Raw genomic sequence first — 19118 nt, 5'->3', positions numbered from 1 at the left:
GGCCACTCGCGCAGCTGATCCGACCGTCAGTCTTGAAAATGACCACAAAATCCATCAAAATCCGTCAGAACAGGCATCACTTGGGAAATGTCAGCCGAGGATTATTTCTCTTGAGCCGCTGCTGAACTTGCTCGAACAACTCTGCATCAATGATTGCGGGCACCTCGACTATGATCTGGTCATCTGCAGCCTTACCTTTTCTGAAAATGAACTCGCCAATGTAGACTGTATCATGGAGAACAAGGTGAACTTGGCCTGTTGTCCATTTCGCGCCGCCTCGTCTCGAGAACGTGTTTTCGTTCAGGTAACAGGCAATTTTTTTGATGCCCATTGGCCCATTTTTACCGTCACCTTCGAGATAAAGATTGTAGATCAATCTCACGTCTTCGGCTTCGGCTGGGTGCACCGCTAACTTTTTTTTTACAGTTTGCCCGCGATGCCCAGCTTCAACGGCGCGATAACCGAAAGGTGGAGTTCCGCCGTTCCAGAATCCTTGGCGAGCGTTTTCACCCATACTTCGAATGACATGTTTTGATGTCTCGAGCGAGAACTGCTCGTCCATCAAGTTGATTATTTTTCGAAAAATGCTCGCGCCGGCCGTGTCTCCGACATCTTGAGTAATGCTTATAAGCTTTACACCCAGCCTTTGAAGTTCTCTTCGGAAAAGTTCAAATTCAACGGAATCGCGACCCAAACGGCTGAAAGAGTGAACCAAAACGACCGAGATTACGCCTGGATTAGCTTGGATAAGCTCTCTCATTTCGTGCAACCCGGGACGGTCAAAACTTGTTCCGGTATAGGCATCACTAAACTCACGTATGCATTCGAGCCCGTTCGCACTGCAATACCCGTGCATCTTGAGGAACTGATCAGGTATCGACAGATCTTTCTCAGCCTGCCTTCCTGTCGAAACCCGTGCATACAGAACTGCGCCGCCTAAAGGAGCAGACTTGGTCGGTTCAGACTCGCGCTTCATATTCACTCTCCTGCTCGTTCCGAACCGCTTCACGCTCATCGCAGGGGGTCCCTTTAGGAGTGTCTTTAGTAGTGAGAAGCTGGCTGAGCTCAGCCCAGAAGTGCGCTTCAATTGCGCGAATTTCATCATTCGAAATTTGTGTGACAGCTTTCAGCCCGTTGACTACGACGAACCGAGATTGACTGCCCAAAGTGGATGAGGACTTCGAAATCTCCGAACGAAGGCCGCCCGGCTGTTTGATTGGTGGTTGCATCATTGCATCTCCATACGAATGGCAATGTCGCTGCACGCGATTTTGCCGATTGTCGTAGAGTTTGAGCAGACACTCAAACCCGCCCAAGCAATGCGTCGCACAGCTTGGCACAAGAGATGGAATCGAGACCTGTCCCGATCATCTGATGGTTAGAACATACTCAGGCCCCCGCGAATTTCAACCTATAAGCATCTGTTTTATTTTATTTTTTATCCCTTCTGATTTCGTCGAAAGAGCCAATGTTATCCGAGTCAAAGTCGCGCAGTTCGTTTGTGATCAGGGTGTTCAACGGAAATCACCCTGGTCAGAAACGGACTGACCGAACTCAGGCGCCAACGGGAACAAAGGTGAACAAATGCTTGAAAATTCGTCGCCCATATCGATAATCAAGAGACTGCTATTTCGTTGTTACCAACGCTGCAGGGCTCTTTGAAAGGTTGTTTAATGATAGCTGACAATTCAGCGGCACCTGCCGGTAGCCGCGCTGTAACTTACACTCGGGTCTCCACAGGGCGGCAAGCGGAAAAAGATTTGTCCGTTCCCGATCAGCGGAAGCAAATCAATCGACATTGCAAAAACCACGCATACATCGTTGTTGCCGAATATAGCGATGCGCGAAGTGGGCGGACAAGCAACCGACCTGGCTTTCAAACGATGATCGACGACATCATCTCCGGTGCCCTGCCTTGTGATGTCATCGTTGTTCATTCTTTCAGCAGGTTCTTTCGAGACAACGCCGTATCCGAACTAACGATACGCGCACTCGCTAAGCGCAAAGTCCGCGTGATCAGCATCACTCAAAGAATTGAAGAGAGTCCGGAAGGCAGACTACTTCGCCAACTCATTTCCTTATTTGATGAGTTCACCTCGAATGAGATTTCTAAACATGTCACTCGCGCACACCACGAAAATGCGCTGCAGGGGTTCCATAATGGCTCGGTTCCGATTTACGGATATCGATCTGTAACTGCGGAAATTCGGGGCGGAACTCACAAGAAAATATTGGATCTGGAGCCAGACGAAGCCGCGGTCATGCGCATGATTTTCGATCTGGCACTGGAGGGCGACGGCACGACCGGTCCGATGGGGGTCAAGGCTATTGTGAAATGGCTGAACGATCGCGGATACAAGACGCGCCAAGGAAATGCTTGGGGCGTCAGTGCGCTCCACAGACTTTTGAGTTCCAAAACCTACGCAGGGATAAGGACTTTTAATAGCAATTTCGACGGTGGGCGAAAAATAACTACAAAAGTGAATTCGATTATCTCGGAAGCGGAATTCGAGCAACTCCGAGAAATGATGGATGCCAAAAACCCAAAAAGTATGCCGCCGCGCGTTGTCACCGGCGACGTTCTTCTGACAGGTTTGGTTACCTGCCCAGAATGCGGCAATGGAATGACGACAAGCACTGGCAAGGGCGGACGCTATCGCTACTACGCTTGCTCAAACAAGATGCGGACGGGAACTTGTAAAGGCCGACGTGTTCCTATGGAGGAGTGCGATGCCTTAGTCGTTCAGCACTTGAACGACGAATTCTTGAACATCGAAAATATCGACGGCTTACTGAAGCCATTGCGAACCCGTCAGGAGCGATCTTCCAATGCATTGAAGAAACGACTCGTGGCCCGTGAGAAGGAAGTTCAGTCAGCAAAGCGGGCGCTCGATAATCTTTATTCATTGCTTCAAGCGGATCTCGTCGATTTAGATGATCCAGAGTTCAAGGAGCGCTTTCTTGCGGCTAAGGAAAATCACAAACGCGTTCACAAAGAGCTGGATCAAGTGACGGCCGAACTATCGCCGGAAGCAAAGGTAACTCACGAAAGCGTTGCCCGATTTGTAGAGACACTGAAGAACGCACTTTCAAACTCGACCACGTTGGAAAAGCGAAGCTATCTTCGTTCGATCGTTGATGAAATTGTCGTCGGAACAGATAAGATCACGATATGTGGTCGTCATGCTCAGATTGAAAAGGCCATCGTTGCCCGACAAGTTGAGCGTTCAGCGGTGCCCACTTTTGTTCGGGAATGGCGGAGAGACAGGGATTCGAACCCTGGGAACCCTCTCGAGCTCAACGGTTTTCGAAACCGTCCCGTTCGACCACTCCGGCACCTCTCCGCAAAGGCTGACATGTGATCAGGTGCGCGGGGTTTAGCGGGCAACTTGGCCCGCTGCAAGCCCATCCGTCAGGTTTTCCGCGCAAGACGCCGCCGGTCGCGATAAATTCAACGGCGCGGGCATTGTAGCGCAAGGGATGGAGGCTTATCGTCAAGGGAACTTGACCAAAAGGAAACGTAATGCGCCTTCTGACTGCAACCTTCACTGCCTTGATGATTTCTGCCGCTGCGGTGTCTGCGCAAAGCGCGTCGATGCTGGACCGGTATTTCACCGCATTGGACATGGAGACCGTTTTTGAGGTGCTGCGCGACGAAGGCGTGACTGCGGGGCAGGATATGTCCGGCCCTGAAGGCGTCAGCCCGTCCCCTGCATGGACCGCGCGACTGGAACGGATTTACGAGCCGGAAAAGGCAAAGCAGTCGTTCCTTGAGGGGATGTCCTCAATTGACGATCTGGAAGCTTCGGAAGAGGCGCTGGCGTTTTTCGAGACCGATCTTGGCGCGCGCATCGTGCAAATCGAGATCGAGGCACGCAAAACGCTGAATGAAGAAGGCGGGGAAGATGCGGCGGCCAGGAATGTCGCGACGATCCGCAAGGAAGATCCGGCGCTGTATCTGATGTATCAGGAGTTCATCAAAGTGAATGATCTGGTGGAAAGCAATGTCGCGGGGGCGCTGAATTCCAATCTGGCGTTTTACCGTGGCATGGCAACCAGCGAGAGCTATGCCGAAGGGCTGTCGGAGAGTTTCATGCTGAATTCGGTCTGGGAGCAGGAGCCGGAAATCCGTCAGGAGATGGAGGAGTGGACGATCAACTTTTCCTCGGTGGCCTATAGCGGGCTGACCAAAGCCGAGTTGCAGCGCTACATTGACATCTCGAAAACGCCTGCGGGGCAGCGGTTGAACAGTGTGCTGTTCGCGGGCTTCGACAAGATGTTCGAGCAGCAGAGCTATGAGTTGGGGCGGGCGACCGCCGAGTTCATGATCGGTGAAGACACCTAAACCCCGTGCACCATGAGACTCACGGTGAACGCTTCGGGGTCTTTCGCGAGGTTCGGCTCCTCCGCAAGCATACGGGTCAGGGCAGGGCGCGTTTCGGCCTTAACTCCTGCCAGTTGATAGGCCATTTCCAGAACTGGCCCGCCGCCGTCTCGAAGGTCTTGATGCAGTGCCTCAAAGTTCTGCGACACGTAGGTTTTGACCTTCGAGCGGCGCGCGTTGTAACTGGCGTTGTGAATGGCATTGCCAACCGCATAGGCTGGCAAAAGAACCGGATTGGGCAGGTGTGACGGGGCGCTCGGACTACATCCCGCGAAGGCCAACACAATAAAGCCGATCGCGGTGCGGATATTCGGCCAGAGCCTGTTGACAGAGGGGCGCAATTCCAACATAAGCCCGCATCTGCGCATGATGCGTGGATTTTTGCAATGACGTCCCGATCCGGGGGCGCGCTGTCCGAGGTGGCCCAATTGGGCCCATGAACGCCGCGAAATGCGGGGCCACAGGGCGCGGAAGATAAAAGGGTATGCGATATGTTCGCGGTTCTAAAAACCGGCGGCAAGCAGTATAAAGTCGCCTCAGGCGATGTTCTGCGTGTCGAGAAACTGGATGCCGCCGCTGGCGACAAAATCCAATTCAATGAAATTCTGATGGTCGGGGGCACTGTAGGTGCTCCGTTGGTCAAAGACGCAGGCGTTCAAGCCGAAGTCATCGACCAGATCAAAGGCGTGAAAACGATCAACTTCGTTAAACGTCGCCGTAAGCACTCTTCGAAGCGCACCAAGGGCCACCGTCAGCAACTGACGCTGCTCCGCATCACGGACATCCTTGAAAAAGGCGCAGACAAGTCCGGCGTGAAAGCTGCCATCAATGGCGCTGGCGTATCGGTTGCTGCAATCGAAGCGGCTGCTCCGGCCAAGAAAAAAGCCAAAGCCGCTGCCAAGCCAGCTGCGAAAGCTGAAAAAGCTGCTGCTCCGAAAAAAGAAGCTGCACCAAAGAAAGCCGCTGCTCCTAAGAAGGCCGCAGCGAAATCCGAAGGCGCAGATGATTTGACACGCATCAGCGGTGTTGGTCCGGTTATCGTGAAGAAACTTCACGCGCTGGACGTTACCACATTCGCCCAGATCGCAGCATGGACCCCAGAGGACATTGCTGATATGGACGAGAAACTGAATTTCAAAGGCCGCATCGACCGGGACAACTGGCTCGAGCAGGCTGCAGAACTCGCTAAAGGTTAAGGAGAAGCACAATGGCACATAAAAAAGCAGGTGGTTCATCCCGGAACGGTCGCGACTCAGCGGGTCGTCGTCTTGGCGTGAAAAAATATGGCGGCGAGCTCGTCATTCCCGGCAACATCATCGTGCGTCAACGCGGCACTGTTAAGTGGCCTGGCGAAGGCGTCGGCATGGGCAAGGATCACACGATCTTCGCGAAAGTCGAAGGCAACGTGAAGTTCCACAAAGGCCTGAAAGGCCGCACCTTTGTCTCTATCGTCCCGATGGCCGAGGCCGCCGAGTAACCGAGACCCACAAGGTTTGAAAAATTTGAGGGATCGGTTGAAAGACCGGTCCCTTTTTCTTTTGCTACGTTAGGGCTGACCATGAGTGTCGCCGCCGCATCATTTGCCATATTTGCCGCCTCTCAGGTTGGCACGCCGGGGCCAGCCAACATGGCCCTGCTGGCAACAGGCGCGCGCTATGGCCTGCGTCGTGCATTGCCGTTCGTGGCAGGCGTGGCGCTTGGCAAGCAATTGGTCATCTGGCCTGTGGGTTTCGGGTTGATGCAGCTGGCAGACAGCGCACCTTGGGTGTTCCAAGCGCTGAAATGGATGTCGGCGGCCTACATCATCTGGTTGGCATGGCGGGTCGCAAATATGCGCCTGAATACCAATATAGAAGCAAAGGCCCCGGGTTTTGCGGCTGGATTGATCGTCCATCCCTTGAACCCGAAAGCATGGGCGATGATCACGGCGGGCTTCACCGCGTTTACGGAGCCCGGGACACCAAGTCTTGAAGCGACCGTGACAATCGCCCTGATATTGCTAGGAGTGCAACTTATTTTGCACCCGATTTGGACTTATGGCGGGGAGCGCATAGCGCGCAGCGTGGCTGGAACGCCCGCCGAGAAATATTTGATGTGGACCTTGGCGGCGCTGACCGTTGCAAGCGTCTTTTTTGTACTATTTGCGGGAGGCAAATAATGAGTTTTGAAGGAACCTACACACAGCCGATCATTGAGGCTGATGGTTTTGTGCTACGCCCTGTGAGCCAATCCGATACCGGCCAGATCGGCCTTTATGCGGCGGATGAGCGGATTGCAAAGGCGACATCGTCGATCCCGCACCCGCTGCCCCCCGGCACGACTGAAGGCTTCATCAAGCGCTCGCTTGCCGAAGGCCGCGCGGAAGATGTGTGGGTCATTGACCCGTCGGATGACGGCTCTCAAGTGTTGGGTCTGATCGGCTTGAACCGCATGGACCGCGAGCAGTCGGAGATTGGTTATTGGGTGGCACCGCAGCTGTGGAACAACGGCTTGGCCTCCAAGGCGGTCGAAGCACTGGTTGCAGCGAACCCGCAGGCCTGCCGCACGCTGTTCGGCTCGGTGTTTCAGGACAATCCCGCTTCGGCGCGGGTTCTGAGCAATGCGGGTTTCGAGTATATCGGTGACGCGGAGACGTTCTCGGTGGCACGGAATACGAATGTGCCGACTTGGACCTATATCAAGAAGCTGGATTGAGCGTAGCGGACGGGTGCGGTAAGGCTGCGCCACTCCGCTTGAAAGGCCAAAGACTATGAAATTTCTCGACCTCACAAAGGTATATGTCCGCTCTGGCGGCGGCGGGGGCGGAAGCATCAGCTTCCGGCGCGAGAAATATATCGAATATGGTGGCCCCGATGGCGGCGACGGCGGCAAGGGCGGCGATGTGATCGCCGAAGCGGTGGAGGGTCTGAACACCCTGATCGACTTCCGCTACCAGCAGCATTTCTTTGCCAAGTCCGGCCAAGGCGGCATGGGCCAGCAACGCACCGGCAAAAGCGGGGAGGACATCATCCTGCGCGTACCCGTAGGCACCGAAATCCTTGATGAAGACGAAGAAACCGTCATCGCGGATGTGACCGAAGTGGGCCAGCGCGTCGTGCTGGCGCAAGGCGGCAATGGTGGCTGGGGCAACCTGCACTTCAAGTCCGCCACCAACCAAGCACCACGCCGCGCCAATCCGGGCCAGCCGGGGGTGGAGCGGACCTTGTGGCTGCGCCTGAAGCTGATCGCGGATTCCGGCCTGTTAGGCTTACCGAATGCGGGTAAGTCTACGTTCTTGGCCGCGACGTCGAACGCGCGCCCGAAGATTGCCGATTACCCGTTCACCACACTGCACCCCAATCTGGGCGTGGTTGGCGTAGACAACGCCGAATTCGTCATGGCCGATATTCCGGGCCTGATTGCTGGGGCCTCCGAGGGCAAAGGCATCGGGGACCGCTTCTTGGGCCATGTGGAGCGTTGCGCGGTGCTGTTGCATCTGGTCGATGGCAGCTCGGACACGGTGGCCGAGGATTACCAAACGATTATCACAGAGCTCGAAGCCTATGGCGGCGAGTTGGCGGACAAGCCGCGTGTGACTGCGTTGAACAAGATTGACGCGCTGGATGACGACGAGCGGGCCGAGAAGAAAGCCGAGCTGGAAGCTGCGTGCGGTGGTCCGGTGATGATGATGTCCGGCGTTTCCGGCGAAGGTCTAACCGAGGTGCTGCGCGCGGTGCGCTCCGAGATTCAGGAGGATCGTCTGCGCATCGCCAAAGCCAGCGAGGAGCCTGAGCCATGGCGCCCGTAGCGACAGATCTGCGCAACGCAAAGCGTGTCGTCATCAAAATCGGCTCTGCCTTGTTGGTGGACCGCGACACAGGCGCGCTTCGCGAAGACTGGCTTCTTGGCCTTGCACAAGATGTTCTGCGCCTGAAACGGCGTGGGCAGGACGTGGTTCTTGTCTCCTCCGGCTCCATCGCGCTTGGGCGCACGGTGCTGGCGCTTGGGGCGGGGCCGTTGCCGCTGGAACAATCGCAGGCCGCCGCTGCCGTCGGTCAAATCCGCTTGGCCCGCGCGTATGAAGAGGCGCTTGCCCCGCACGAGATTACCACGGCGCAAGTTTTGGTGACGTTGGAAGACAGCCGCGATCGCCGCCGCTACCTCAATTCCCGCGCGACGCTGGAGCAGCTTTTAAGCATGGGGGTCGTGCCGATCGTGAACGAGAACGACACCATCGCGACGGACGAAATCCGCTATGGCGACAATGACCGCTTGGCCGCACAGGTGGCGGTGACCGTCGGGGCCGATCTGGTGGTGTTGCTGTCCGATGTGGACGGACTTTACACCGCTAACCCCAGTGAGGATGCGACCGCCACGCGGCTGGAGGTGATCACCGAGATCACCCCCGAGATCGAAGCCATGGCAGGGGACGCAGGGTCCGGCCTGTCCAAAGGCGGGATGAAAACCAAAGTCATGGCGGCGAAAACCGCAATGGCTGGCGGGGCCGCGCTGGTGATCACCGAGGGCTCCATCATGACGCCGCTGGATGCGTTGGAAAACGGTGCCAATGCCAGCTGGTTTGTCCCGCATACCGATCCGCAACTTGCCCGAAAGCGCTGGATTTCCGCGATGAAACCGCAAGGCGCACTTATACTGGATGATGGTGCGGTCGCAGCCTTGGGTCGCGGGAAATCCCTGCTACCAGCAGGGGTTACGCAGGTCTCGGGCCAGTTCGACCGCGGTGATCCTGTATCGCTGCAACGACCGGACGGCACGAATATCGGCGTCGGCCTGTCGCGCTACACTGCCGAGGAGGCGGAGCTTCTCAAGGGCCATCAGTCCTCCGAGATTGCCGACCTGCTTGGCTACCCCGGTCGCGCCGCTCTTGTGCACCGCGATGATATGGTGCTCTAAACGCACTCGAAATTTCCCCGAAGGTCCCACCCCATGACCCAAGACGTGAACATCCCTGCAATGATGGCCGAGATAGGCCAACAAGCCCGTGCCGCCGCCGCCGAACTGTCCTTTGCCAGCGCCGAGCGCAAACATGCTGCCCTGATCAGTGCCGCAGACGCCGTTTGGGCCAACCGCGACAAAATCATCGCGGACAACAAGCTGGATCTCGACTATGGCCGCGAAAAAGGTCTGTCACCCGCCATGATGGACCGCTTGATGCTGGACGAGGACCGTATCCGCGCGATGCAGGACGGGCTGCGCGCGGTGGCCGATCAAAAGGATCCTGTGGGCGAAGTGATCACCGAATGGGATATGGCGTCTGGTTTGCACATCAAGCGGGTGCGCACGCCTTTGGGGGTCATCGGCGTGATTTATGAAAGCCGTCCTAACGTAACGGCCGATGCCGGCGCGCTGTGCCTGAAGGCCGGAAATGCGGTGATCCTGCGCGGCGGCTCGGAAAGCTTTCATTCCTCCGGTGCCATTCACGCCTGTCTGGTGCAGGGCCTGAAAGATGCAGGGCTGCCAGAGGCCGCAATCCAGCTTGTGCCAACCCGCGACCGCACGGCGGTGTCGGAAATGCTGACGATGACCGACTATATCGACGTGATTGTCCCGCGTGGTGGCAAGGGGCTGGTCGGCCTCGTGCAACGCGAAGCCCGTGTTCCGGTTTTTGCTCATCTCGAAGGCATCGTTCACATCTACATCGACAAGGCGGCAGACCCTGTGAAAACGCTGAACGTAGTGCTGAACGCCAAGATCCGCCGCACCGGGATTTGCGGCGCGGCGGAGTGTTTGTTGATCCACGAAGATGTGGTCGACACGATCGGGCAAGGCGTCATCCGCGCGTTGCTCGACAAGGGTGTGACCGTGGATGCCGATATGAAGCTGGCGAAAATTGATGGCACCAGTCCGGCGAACTCCGAACACTGGGGCCGCGAATTCCTCGACATGGAGATCGCCGCCAAAACGGTGGGCAGCGTCGAAGAGGCGATGGATCATATCCGGCAATACGGCTCCAACCACACCGATTGCATCATGACCGAGGATCAGGCGACCGCTGATCTGTTCCTGACGCGGCTGGACAGCGCAATCCTGATGCACAATGCCTCGACCCAGTTCGCCGATGGCGGGGAGTTCGGGATGGGCGCTGAGATAGGCATCGCGACGGGCAAAATGCACGCGCGCGGCCCTGTCGGGGCGGAGCAGCTGACGTCGTTCAAATATATCGTCACCGGTGACGGAACGATCCGCAGCTAAACACCGGATTGCACGGGGATTTCGAGCAGTTGCACATCAATATCGGGTGCGACGCTTGATATCTCTGCGCGAACCATGGCGGGGCGAGGCAGGGCGGTCGTCAGCACCTGATATTGGCCCTCGTATTTCAGGTCCGCCAATCGTCCCGCAAGATCAACAGCGTCAGAGCCACGTGACACCAGCCCAGAGATGATCGTCGTTGGCTTCAACTCGGCCAGAACTTCGCCATCCAACGCGCTAACTGGCGCGAAATGCACCAGTGCGTTCGGTGGTATCGTGCCGGATGGCAAGCGGATCAGGTCAACGTGGTTCAGCCCCAAGACAAGTATCACAGGCGGGTATTTGGGATGCCTGTTCGGGGATACCTGGCAGGCCGGTTGCGAAAGTCTGCTGTCCAATATGCGTCCTCCCGGGTGGTTTTGTACGCTACACGTCACCTCTCTAGGCTATCAGCGTCGCCAAACCGCACAAGACAGGTTTCCCTGTCCTCGGGCTGCGGTTAGATGTAGCGATGGCGGCGTGATCAAGAGGCCAGAATGACACTCGAAGCAGTCCTGGAAGGCATCCCGATGCCTGTGTTGCTGATTGGCGATGACAGCCGGATCAGGTTGGCAAACTCTGCCGCGTCGGAGATGTTCAACCGTGATCTGGGGGGTGCAAGTGTCGTGTCGCTGGTGCGGCAAGCGCCTGTGCTGGCCGTGATCGACGCAAGCTTGACCGCTGCCCAAGCGGGGCAGGCACGGTTTCTGCTGTCCGGCTTATCGGGTGAAAACACCTATATCTGTCGAGCGAACCCGTTGCCGGATGGCGGTGCGATGCTGAGTTTCGAAGACCAAACGCAGCAAGAAGACAGCGAGATAATGCGGCGTGATTTCGTCGCCAATATCAGCCACGAGCTGCGTACGCCGCTGACCAGCCTCATTGGGTTTATCGAAACCCTGCGAGGCCCTGCGCGCGGAGATGTCGATGCTCATGACCGTTTTTTAACCATCATGGACCGCGAAGCGCAGCGGATGAACCGGATGGTCTCCGACCTGCTGTCGCTTAGCCGCGTCGAGGTGGATGAACGTATCCGCCCGCGCGATCAGGTGGATTTGGCGGCGGTGCTGCGTTCGGTGGTCGCGACGCTGGAAGGTAAGCTGTCAGATGCGTCAGTGACCGTTTCTGCGGACGCTTTGAGGGACAGCTTTCCCATCCTTGGAGACCGTGATCAGCTGACCCAGTTGTTTTTGAACCTGATCGAGAACGCGATCAAATATGGTGGCACAGGGAAAACCATCCATATTGGCGTTGAAAATCTGGATCGGGACCTGGCTTTGCGTCAACCGGCGGTGCGGGTCGACATTCGCGACGAGGGCGAGGGAATCGATGCGATACATTTGCCCCGCCTGACCGAACGCTTTTACCGCGTGGACGACCACAGAAGCCGCGATCAGGGCGGAACGGGCCTTGGTTTGGCGATTGCCAAACATATCGTCTCCAGACATCGAGGTCGGCTGAAAATCACGTCAGAACAAGGCATTGGAAGCTGTTTCTCGGTGTTTTTCCCGCGCGCGCAGTGACATTTCTTCGGAACGGCTGCCCATTGTCATGAAACTGTTACGAAAGCTTCACAAAAGGTCAGCACGGCGTCTTTAGACCGCCGGTCATGCGCTGCCACCAAGGGGGTGGGGGCGCGCACATGACACCAAAGGAGTGACCTTATGTCGTTCGTCAAAACCGTGGCCTCTGCCGCAATCCTCGCTGCAGCTGCAAGTGCTGCCGATGCTCGTGATCAAATCCGCGTCGTCGGTTCGTCCACCGTATTCCCGTTTTCCACCACAGTTGCCGAGCAATTTGGCCGCTCGACCGACTTCCAGACACCTGTTGTCGAATCTACCGGCTCCGGCGGCGGTCTGAAGCTGTTCTGCGCAGGCGTCGGCACCGAGCATCCCGACATCACCAACGCATCGCGTCGCATGAAGGCGAAAGAGTTCAAACTTTGCGCCGACAATGGCGTGACCGAAGTGACAGAAGCCATCATCGGCTATGACGGCATCGTCATTGCCAACGCCAAGGGCGGACCCGTCCTGAACGTCACCCGCGAACAACTGGTCACAGCACTTGCTGCCCAAGGCCCGCTGCCCGAGATGTGGTCCGACGTTGACCCGTCGCTTCCCGTGATCAAGATCGAGGTACTTGGCCCGCCCCCATCCTCCGGCACCCGTGATGCGTTTGAAGAACTGGTCATGCATGAGGGCTGCGAAGGCGCAGGCATCGCATGTGAAGGCATCACCATTCGCGAGGACGGCGCCTATATCGAGGCTGGCGAGAACGACAACCTGATCGTCTCCAAGCTGGAAGCCAACCCCAACGCGATCGGCGTGTTCGGCTTCTCGTTCCTCGACCAGAACTCGGACGTGCTGCAAGGCTCCAGCGTGGACGGGGTCGAGCCCACCTTCGACAACATCGCGGATGGCGCCTATCCGGTGTCCCGCTCGCTCTACTTCTACATCAAGAACGCGCATGTGGGTGTGATTCCCGGCCTGCAGGAATTCGCGGACGAGTTCATGTCCGACGCGGCTGCCGGTGAAGAGGGTTATTTGGTCGACAAGGGTCTGATCCCGCTGCCCGAAGACGTGTTCGAGACGATCTCGGGCAATGTCAAATCGTTGAGCCCGATGACGGGCAACGAGTGGAACTAGACGCAAACTCAGGGCAGGGGCAGCAACTCGCGGCCCCTGCACCAGTCCTTCGGGGGAACGGATGCTGACACTGACTTTCTTTGCGATCCTTGCACTGGCGCTGGCGTTTTTCGTCATCGGGCGCAGTCGTGCGGTGGCTGTGGTGCACGGGGACGTGCGCCTTTTGCATTCGCGTCCGAACTTCCACGGCATCCTCGCACTTCTGCTCTCGGCGATTTGCGGCATCGCAGTGTTGCTGCTGCTGGGAACCATGGGGGCGGTGTGGATCGAGACGCATCTGCTGTCCGCGATCCTGTCCGCCCAACCCGACATGTCCCCGATCGAGGCCGAGTTGGTTCTGTCCGACGCCCGTGCGCTGGCCTCCGGTGGTATCGCCTCAAAATCCGATCCGCTGCGGTTGGAGATCGCGCAGCAGGTCGCACGTCTAGGCGCGCTGCATCACTGGGGCACAGTCATCGTTTCGCTTGTCGCGACGCTGGTTGCCGGGCTTTGGGCGCTTGGCAAGATTTCATCCGACTGGCGGGCGCGCAATCGGTCCGAGACGATCATCCGCCGCATCCTGATGCTCACCGCCGCCATTGCAGTGCTGACCACGGTCGGCATCGTCCTGTCGCTGATCTTCGAGACGATCAACTTCTTCAACAATATCGACTGGCAGGTCCACAAATTCTTGTTCGGCACCACATGGTCGCCGCTGTCAGGCGTGCAGGCGGGCAAGCTGGACCCCGACAAGGTTGGTGCGGTGCCCCTGTTCGCAGGCACCCTGATGATCACCGTCATCGCCATGTTGGTCGCTGTCCCTGTGGGGCTGTTTTCCGCAGTCTACCTGTCCGATTTTGCCAGCCCTCGCGTCCGTGCGTGGGCCAAGCCAATGCTGGAGTTGCTCGCCGGTATTCCCACGGTCGTCTACGGCTTCTTCGCTGCGATCACGCTGGCACCATTCATCCGCAACTCTGGCGAGGCGATCGGGCTGACTATCGCGTCCGAGAGCGCATTGGCGGCGGGCATCGTCATGGGGATTATGATTATCCCCTTCATCTCGTCGCTCAGCGATGACGTGATTAACGCCGTGCCGCAGAGCTTGCGTGATGGCTCCTACGGGTTGGGGGCGACCAAGGCGGAAACCATCCGTCAGGTCGTGCTGCCCGCCGCCTTGCCCGGCATTGTCTCCGCCGTGCTGCTGGGCGTGTCCCGCGCGGTGGGTGAGACGATGATCGTGGTCATGGCCGCAGGGCAGGGGGCGAACCTGACCGCCAACCCGCTGGAGGCGGTGACGACCGTGACCGTGCAAATCGTCATGCTGATTACCGGCGACACAGAGGCGTCCACCGCCGCAGGCCCTGCCTTCACCTTGGGATTCACGCTGTTCTGCGTGACCCTGCTGATGAACATCGCGGCGCAGCGTGTGGTGCGCAAATACCGCGAACTGTATGACTAGGGGCTTGGCAAATGGTTGACATGACAACACTCAGCGCGCGCCACGGGGATGCGGCCTCGACCAAGCGCGTGCGCAAGCGCCGCGCCGCCGAGACGCGGCTGAAGGCTTACGGCATTATCGCGCTGTCACTGGCGGCAGCGGCGCTGGTTGCGCTGTTGGGGTCGGTGTTCACCAAGGCGGGCGGGGCTTTGACCGAGACCTATCTGACGATGCCGATCACCTTGGAGGCGTCCGAGATTGATCCCGACGGCACGGGCGATCCCAAGATTATCCGCCGCGCGGACTTCTCGGGGCTGACCAAGGATATGCTGAAAGAGCAGTTTCCAAACGCCAAGGGCCGCACGACGCGACGCGAGCTATACGACCTGACCTCGTCGGGTGCCGCGTTCGAGTTGGCCGACAAGGTCGCCGCCGACCCGTCGCTGGTGGGCCAGACCATCGACTATCCGTTCCTCGCCTCTGACGTGACCGACCTGTATCTGAAAGGTGCGTTCGGGGAGTTGGTGTCGAAGCCGGTCACAGGCAATCTGACCCTTTCCCGAGATGGCGACACCTACATTGTGTCCTCGACCGCCGATGATTTCGGCAAAGCACTGGACCGCGTGAAAGAGGGTCTGACCGTCGAGGCCGCCAAACTGCGCGGTCAGGCGCGGTTGCAAGATAACGGCGTGGTTGAATTCACCCGCCGCGCCGAAGCGGCAGACACCGCCGAGGAGCGCGAAAAGAACGAAAAGCTGGCAGACGCTCGCGCCGCCGCCCGCGACGCGCTGTTGGCCGAAGCCGATAAGCTGGAAGCCCGTGCAGCTGCACAAGGCGGCGACGAGGTGCTGGACGAAAACAACCGCTCGGTGCTGATCAACGTCGCCGGTGGCTGGCTGAAGATGACCCGCATTACACCGAACGGTGGTCTGGCCGAAGCGGTCGTGCCGATGGAGCGCGCGGTGAATGCTACGAATTCCTGGGGGCTTCACACCACCGACCTGCCGGAAGCCTCGCGTAAAGTGTCTGATAACCAGATCATCTGGATCGAGCAGCTCAAGGCGCAGGGCAGGGTAGATGTGGTCTTCAACACCCGCTTCTTCACCGCAGGCGACAGCCGCGAGCCGGAGCTGGCGGGCATCTGGGGGGCGGTCGCGGGCTCGTTCTGGACCATGCTGGTGACCTTCCTGCTGGCCTTCCCCACGGGCGTTCTGGCGGCGATCTACCTTGAGGAATTCGCGTCGAAAAACAAGCTGACCGACTTCGTGGAGGTCAACATCAACAACCTCGCCGCCGTACCGTCCATCGTGTTCGGCTTGCTTGGTCTGTCGGTGTTCTTAGGTGTGCTCGGCGTACCACGGTCCGCGCCCTTGGCGGGCGGCATCGTGCTGGCGCTGATGACGCTGCCCACGATCATCATCGCCGCACGAGCCGCGATCCGCGCGGTGCCGCCGTCAATCCGCGACGCCGCCGTGGGCCTTGGCGCGTCACCGTTACAATGCACCTTCCATCATGTGCTGCCGCTCGCCATGCCCGGCATCCTGACCGGCACGATCATCGGCATGGCGCAGGCTCTGGGCGAGACCGCGCCGCTGATCATGATCGGCATGGTGGCGTTCATCGTGGATATCCCCGGCTCCATCACCGACAGCGCGTCGGTGCTGCCGGTGCAGGTGTTCCGCTGGTCCGACTTCCCCGAACGCGCGTTCGAGGCCCGCACTTCTGCGGCGATATGCGTGCTGCTTTTCTTCCTCGTGGTGATGAACGCCATCGCCGTGATCCTGCGCAAAAGATTTGAAAGACGGTGGTAGACATGCTCGATACAACCCAGACCCTTTTGACGGAGCGGACCATGTCCAAGGATATCAAGATCAGCGCAAAAGGCGTGGACGTGTTCTACGGCGATACCCATGCGATCAAGAACGTCGACCTTGAGATCGAAAACAAGGCGGTAACTGCTTTTATCGGGCCGTCGGGATGTGGCAAATCCACCTTCCTGCGCTGCATCAACCGGATGAACGACACGATCGATATCTGCCGCGTGACGGGGGACATCCTGCTTGAGGGGCAGGACATCTACGCCAAGTCCGTCGACCCTGTGCAGCTGCGCGCCCGCGTCGGCATGGTGTTTCAGAAGCCGAACCCGTTCCCCAAGTCGATATACGATAACGTGGCTTATGGCCCAACCATTCACGGCTTGGCGAAGAACAAGGCGGAACTTGATGAAATCGTTGAACAATCCTTGCGCCGCGCCGCGATTTGGGATGAGGTAAAAGACCGCCTGCACCAGCCCGGCACTGGCCTGTCCGGCGGCCAGCAGCAGCGCCTGTGCATCGGCCGCGCCATCGCCACAGCGCCGGAGGTTTTACTGATGGACGAGCCATGCTCTGCCCTAGACCCCATCGCCACGGCGCAAGTGGAAGAATTGATCGACGACCTCCGGCAGAACTACACTGTAGTCATCGTGACCCATTCCATGCAGCAAGCCGCGCGGGTCAGTCAGAAAACCGCGTTCTTCCACTTGGGAAACGTCGTAGAATACGGCGATACGAATAAGATTTTCACCAACCCCGAAGACAGCCGGACCGAGAGTTACATCACCGGACGGATCGGGTAGGGAGCAGGGATATGATGGACCAGGAACATATAGCCTCCGCCTTTGACCGTGATCTTGAGGGCGTTCAGGCGCTGATCATGCAGATGGGCGGACTGGTGGAGACGGCGATTTCCGACGCCGCACGGGCGCTGGAAATGCGTGACACAGAGCTGGCCGAGCAAGTCCGGCGCAACGACAAGCTGATTGATGCGCTGGAAGAACAGGTGGCGTCCGAGGTGGCCCGCGTGATTGCCGTGCGCGCGCCGACAGCGGGTGATCTGCGCACGGTGCTGTCGGTGCTCAAGATTTCCGGCAACCTCGAACGCATGGGCGATTATGCCAAGAACCTTGGCAAACGCACCTCGGTCCTGTCAGAAATGCCCGCTATAACGGGAACGGGCGGTGCGCTGCGCCGGATGACGCAATTGGTGAATGTGATGCTGAAAGACGCGCTGGATGCGTATATCCAGCGTGATGTGGAACTGGCCGAGGATGTCCGCCAACGCGACAGCGAAGTGGATCAGATGTATAATGCGCTGTTCCGCGAATTCCTGACCCATATGATGGAAGACCCGCGCAACATTACGGCCTGTATGCACTTGCATTTTATAGCAAAAAACGTGGAACGCATGGGCGATCATGTAACTTCAATATGCGAGCAGGTGGTCTATCTGGTGACCGGTGACATGCCGGACGAAGGTCGCGAAAAACAAGATCGGACATCGACAGACAGCGCGCTAGGTAAGGTTTAGGATTGTGCCGCAACCTGTTGTTCTTGTTGTTGAAGATGATCCCGCGCAACGCGAGGTTCTCGCGTATAATATCCGCGCCGAGGGCTATCTGGTCGAGACTGCCGAAAACGGCGATGAGGCACTGTTGATGGTGCAGGAACACGCGCCGGATGTGGTCGTGTTGGACTGGATGTTGCCAAACGTGTCGGGCATCGAAATTTGCCGCCAGATCAAGGCAAAGTCTGAAACCAGAGACATTCCGGTGATTATGTTATCTGCGCGCTCCGAGGAAACAGACCGCGTGCGCGGGTTGGAGACGGGCGCGGATGACTATGTTGTTAAACCATATTCTGTCGCAGAGCTGCTGGCGCGCATTCGCACGCAGTTGCGTCGCTCACGGCCCTCGGCGGTGGGTCACAGGCTTGAGTTCGAAGACGTTGTCATGGATGTCGAAGAACATCGCGTGTTCCGCAGTGATGTAGCGCTGAAGCTTGGCCCGACGGAGTTCCGGCTTCTGGCGACATTCATGGAGCGGCCGGGACGTGTGTGGTCACGCGAGCAGTTGCTGGACCGAGTTTGGGGCCGCGATATCTATGTCGACACACGCACGGTCGATGTTCACGTCGGCAGATTACGAAAAGCGCTGTGTGCGAACGGTGGCAGAGATCCGGTGCGAACGGTCCGTGGTGCGGGCTATGCCTTGGGGTGAGGCACAGCGCTGTCCGGTAACTTGATATTAGTATCAAGCACTTAAAGGTTATAGCTATCAGGTCGCCGTTTCTACATTAACTAATTATTTACATAATACTGATTATAGGTAAATCGTTTGTTAGGAAGTGAACCCCTGCAAACCGTATATCCTTACCGAAACGTCCGTCTGTCACATTGCACCCCTGCCGATGTCTCGACTTGCACCCGCGACTTATATTCACCCGATGCGCGCAATTGGAATGACATATGACCAACGTCAAGCGCACCGCTCGGAAGATCGGACCCGATGACGAGCACAATTTAGCGGTCCCTAGCCTTATTCGGCAGCGTGAAACGTGCGTTTGACAACACGACCTACAGCGTGGTCTTGTGAAGTATTGGAAGTTTAGCTGTAAAATACTCG

General features: G+C 57.9%; 19 protein-coding genes, 1 tRNA gene and 1 pseudogene. 16 read left to right on the top strand and 5 right to left on the bottom strand.

The window, feature by feature from the left end; translation table 11 throughout:
• Nucleotides 1-76: 76 nt before the first annotated feature.
• Together BUB72_RS06075 and BUB72_RS18770 are read right to left on the bottom strand one after the other, a co-directional pair.
• Nucleotides 77-976: a recombinase family protein gene (locus tag BUB72_RS06075; RefSeq protein ID WP_073141635.1), complete on the bottom strand. Its 900-nt coding sequence runs from the start codon at nt 974-976 to the stop codon at nt 77-79.
• Nucleotides 960-1232: a hypothetical protein gene (locus BUB72_RS18770; protein WP_073141633.1), complete on the bottom strand. Its 273-nt coding sequence runs from the start codon at nt 1230-1232 to the stop codon at nt 960-962. The genes BUB72_RS06075 and BUB72_RS18770 overlap by 17 nt, the downstream gene beginning before the upstream one ends.
• Before the next feature lie 441 nt (nt 1233-1673).
• Between BUB72_RS18770 and BUB72_RS19260 the strand changes: the two are divergent.
• A pseudogene (locus tag BUB72_RS19260) lies at nt 1674-2744 on the top strand (recombinase family protein); the annotation flags it as partial.
• 510 nt (nt 2745-3254) lie between these two features.
• Here the strand turns inward: BUB72_RS19260 and BUB72_RS06050 are convergent.
• Nucleotides 3255-3344 (bottom strand) — tRNA-Ser (locus tag BUB72_RS06050).
• Between the two features lie 179 nt (nt 3345-3523).
• Here BUB72_RS06050 and BUB72_RS06045 point away from each other — a divergent pair.
• Nucleotides 3524-4345 carry a DUF2059 domain-containing protein gene (locus BUB72_RS06045; protein WP_073141629.1) on the top strand — a complete coding sequence of 274 codons (822 nt, stop codon included), beginning with the start codon at nt 3524-3526 and terminating at the stop codon, nt 4343-4345.
• On the opposite strand, the gene BUB72_RS06040 is transcribed toward BUB72_RS06045, so the two are convergent.
• Nucleotides 4342-4734, bottom strand: coding sequence for a hypothetical protein (locus BUB72_RS06040; RefSeq protein WP_073141627.1), 393 nt, complete (start codon nt 4732-4734; stop codon nt 4342-4344). The genes BUB72_RS06045 and BUB72_RS06040 overlap by 4 nt on opposite strands.
• Before the next feature lie 141 nt (nt 4735-4875).
• Here BUB72_RS06040 and BUB72_RS06035 point away from each other — a divergent pair, with 141 nt between their 5' ends.
• From BUB72_RS06035 to BUB72_RS06005, 7 genes are all read left to right on the top strand, one after another.
• Complete coding sequence (locus tag BUB72_RS06035) at nt 4876-5580, top strand: 50S ribosomal protein L21 (RefSeq protein WP_073141624.1); 705 nt, start codon at nt 4876-4878, stop codon at nt 5578-5580.
• Between the two features lie 11 nt (nt 5581-5591).
• A complete protein-coding gene (gene rpmA / locus BUB72_RS06030) occupies nt 5592-5861 on the top strand; it encodes a 50S ribosomal protein L27 (RefSeq protein WP_073141622.1) in 270 nt (89 codons plus the stop codon).
• A gap of 81 nt (nt 5862-5942) precedes the next feature.
• Nucleotides 5943-6542, top strand: coding sequence for a LysE family translocator (locus BUB72_RS06025; RefSeq protein ID WP_073141620.1), 600 nt, complete (start codon nt 5943-5945; stop codon nt 6540-6542).
• Complete coding sequence (locus BUB72_RS06020) at nt 6542-7078, top strand: GNAT family N-acetyltransferase (RefSeq protein WP_073141618.1); 537 nt, start codon at nt 6542-6544, stop codon at nt 7076-7078. The genes BUB72_RS06025 and BUB72_RS06020 overlap by 1 nt, the downstream gene beginning before the upstream one ends.
• 55 nt (nt 7079-7133) lie before the next feature.
• Complete coding sequence (obgE, locus tag BUB72_RS06015) at nt 7134-8171, top strand: GTPase ObgE (protein ID WP_073141616.1); 1038 nt, start codon at nt 7134-7136, stop codon at nt 8169-8171.
• The gene (gene proB / locus BUB72_RS06010) at nt 8159-9277 is read left to right on the top strand and encodes a glutamate 5-kinase (protein WP_073141614.1); all 1119 of its coding nucleotides are present in this window, start codon (nt 8159-8161) and stop codon (nt 9275-9277) included. Before obgE ends, proB begins: the two co-directional genes overlap by 13 nt.
• Before the next feature lie 33 nt (nt 9278-9310).
• A complete protein-coding gene (locus BUB72_RS06005; protein ID WP_073141612.1) occupies nt 9311-10576 on the top strand; it encodes a glutamate-5-semialdehyde dehydrogenase in 1266 nt (421 codons plus the stop codon).
• On the opposite strand, the gene BUB72_RS06000 is transcribed toward BUB72_RS06005, so the two are convergent.
• The gene (locus BUB72_RS06000; protein WP_139250614.1) at nt 10573-10974 is read right to left on the bottom strand and encodes a hypothetical protein; all 402 of its coding nucleotides are present in this window, start codon (nt 10972-10974) and stop codon (nt 10573-10575) included. The two genes, BUB72_RS06005 and BUB72_RS06000, sit on opposite strands and share 4 nt — an antisense overlap.
• A gap of 138 nt (nt 10975-11112) precedes the next feature.
• Here BUB72_RS06000 and BUB72_RS05995 point away from each other — a divergent pair, with 138 nt between their 5' ends.
• From BUB72_RS05995 to phoB, 7 genes are all read left to right on the top strand, one after another.
• On the top strand, nt 11113-12138 hold the full coding sequence (locus tag BUB72_RS05995; RefSeq protein ID WP_073141608.1) for a sensor histidine kinase: 1026 nt from the start codon (nt 11113-11115) through the stop codon (nt 12136-12138).
• Nucleotides 12139-12279: 141 nt separating this feature from the next.
• Nucleotides 12280-13260: a PstS family phosphate ABC transporter substrate-binding protein gene (locus BUB72_RS05990; RefSeq protein ID WP_073141606.1), complete on the top strand. Its 981-nt coding sequence runs from the start codon at nt 12280-12282 to the stop codon at nt 13258-13260.
• Nucleotides 13261-13321: 61 nt separating this feature from the next.
• Nucleotides 13322-14698 carry a phosphate ABC transporter permease subunit PstC gene (gene pstC / locus BUB72_RS05985; RefSeq protein ID WP_073141604.1) on the top strand — a complete coding sequence of 459 codons (1377 nt, stop codon included), beginning with the start codon at nt 13322-13324 and terminating at the stop codon, nt 14696-14698.
• Between the two features lie 20 nt (nt 14699-14718).
• Complete coding sequence (pstA, locus tag BUB72_RS19240) at nt 14719-16488, top strand: phosphate ABC transporter permease PstA (protein WP_083588594.1); 1770 nt, start codon at nt 14719-14721, stop codon at nt 16486-16488.
• Nucleotides 16489-16490: 2 nt separating this feature from the next.
• A complete protein-coding gene (gene pstB, locus BUB72_RS05975; RefSeq protein ID WP_073141600.1) occupies nt 16491-17294 on the top strand; it encodes a phosphate ABC transporter ATP-binding protein PstB in 804 nt (267 codons plus the stop codon).
• A gap of 11 nt (nt 17295-17305) precedes the next feature.
• Nucleotides 17306-18025: a phosphate signaling complex protein PhoU gene (phoU, locus tag BUB72_RS05970; RefSeq protein ID WP_073141598.1), complete on the top strand. Its 720-nt coding sequence runs from the start codon at nt 17306-17308 to the stop codon at nt 18023-18025.
• A 1-nt stretch (nt 18026) separates the two neighbouring features.
• Nucleotides 18027-18713 (top strand): phosphate regulon transcriptional regulator PhoB, encoded by a 687-nt coding sequence (phoB, locus tag BUB72_RS05965; RefSeq protein ID WP_073141596.1) that lies wholly within the window; start codon nt 18027-18029, stop codon nt 18711-18713.
• The last annotated feature ends 405 nt before the right edge of the window (nt 18714-19118 follow it).

The organism is Litoreibacter ascidiaceicola, assembly GCF_900129235.1.
GTDB classification, from domain to species: Bacteria; Pseudomonadota; Alphaproteobacteria; order Rhodobacterales; family Rhodobacteraceae; genus Litoreibacter; species Litoreibacter ascidiaceicola.
Note: the sequence above shows the minus strand (reverse complement) of the source record. Positions and strands in the feature narration are given on the sequence as shown.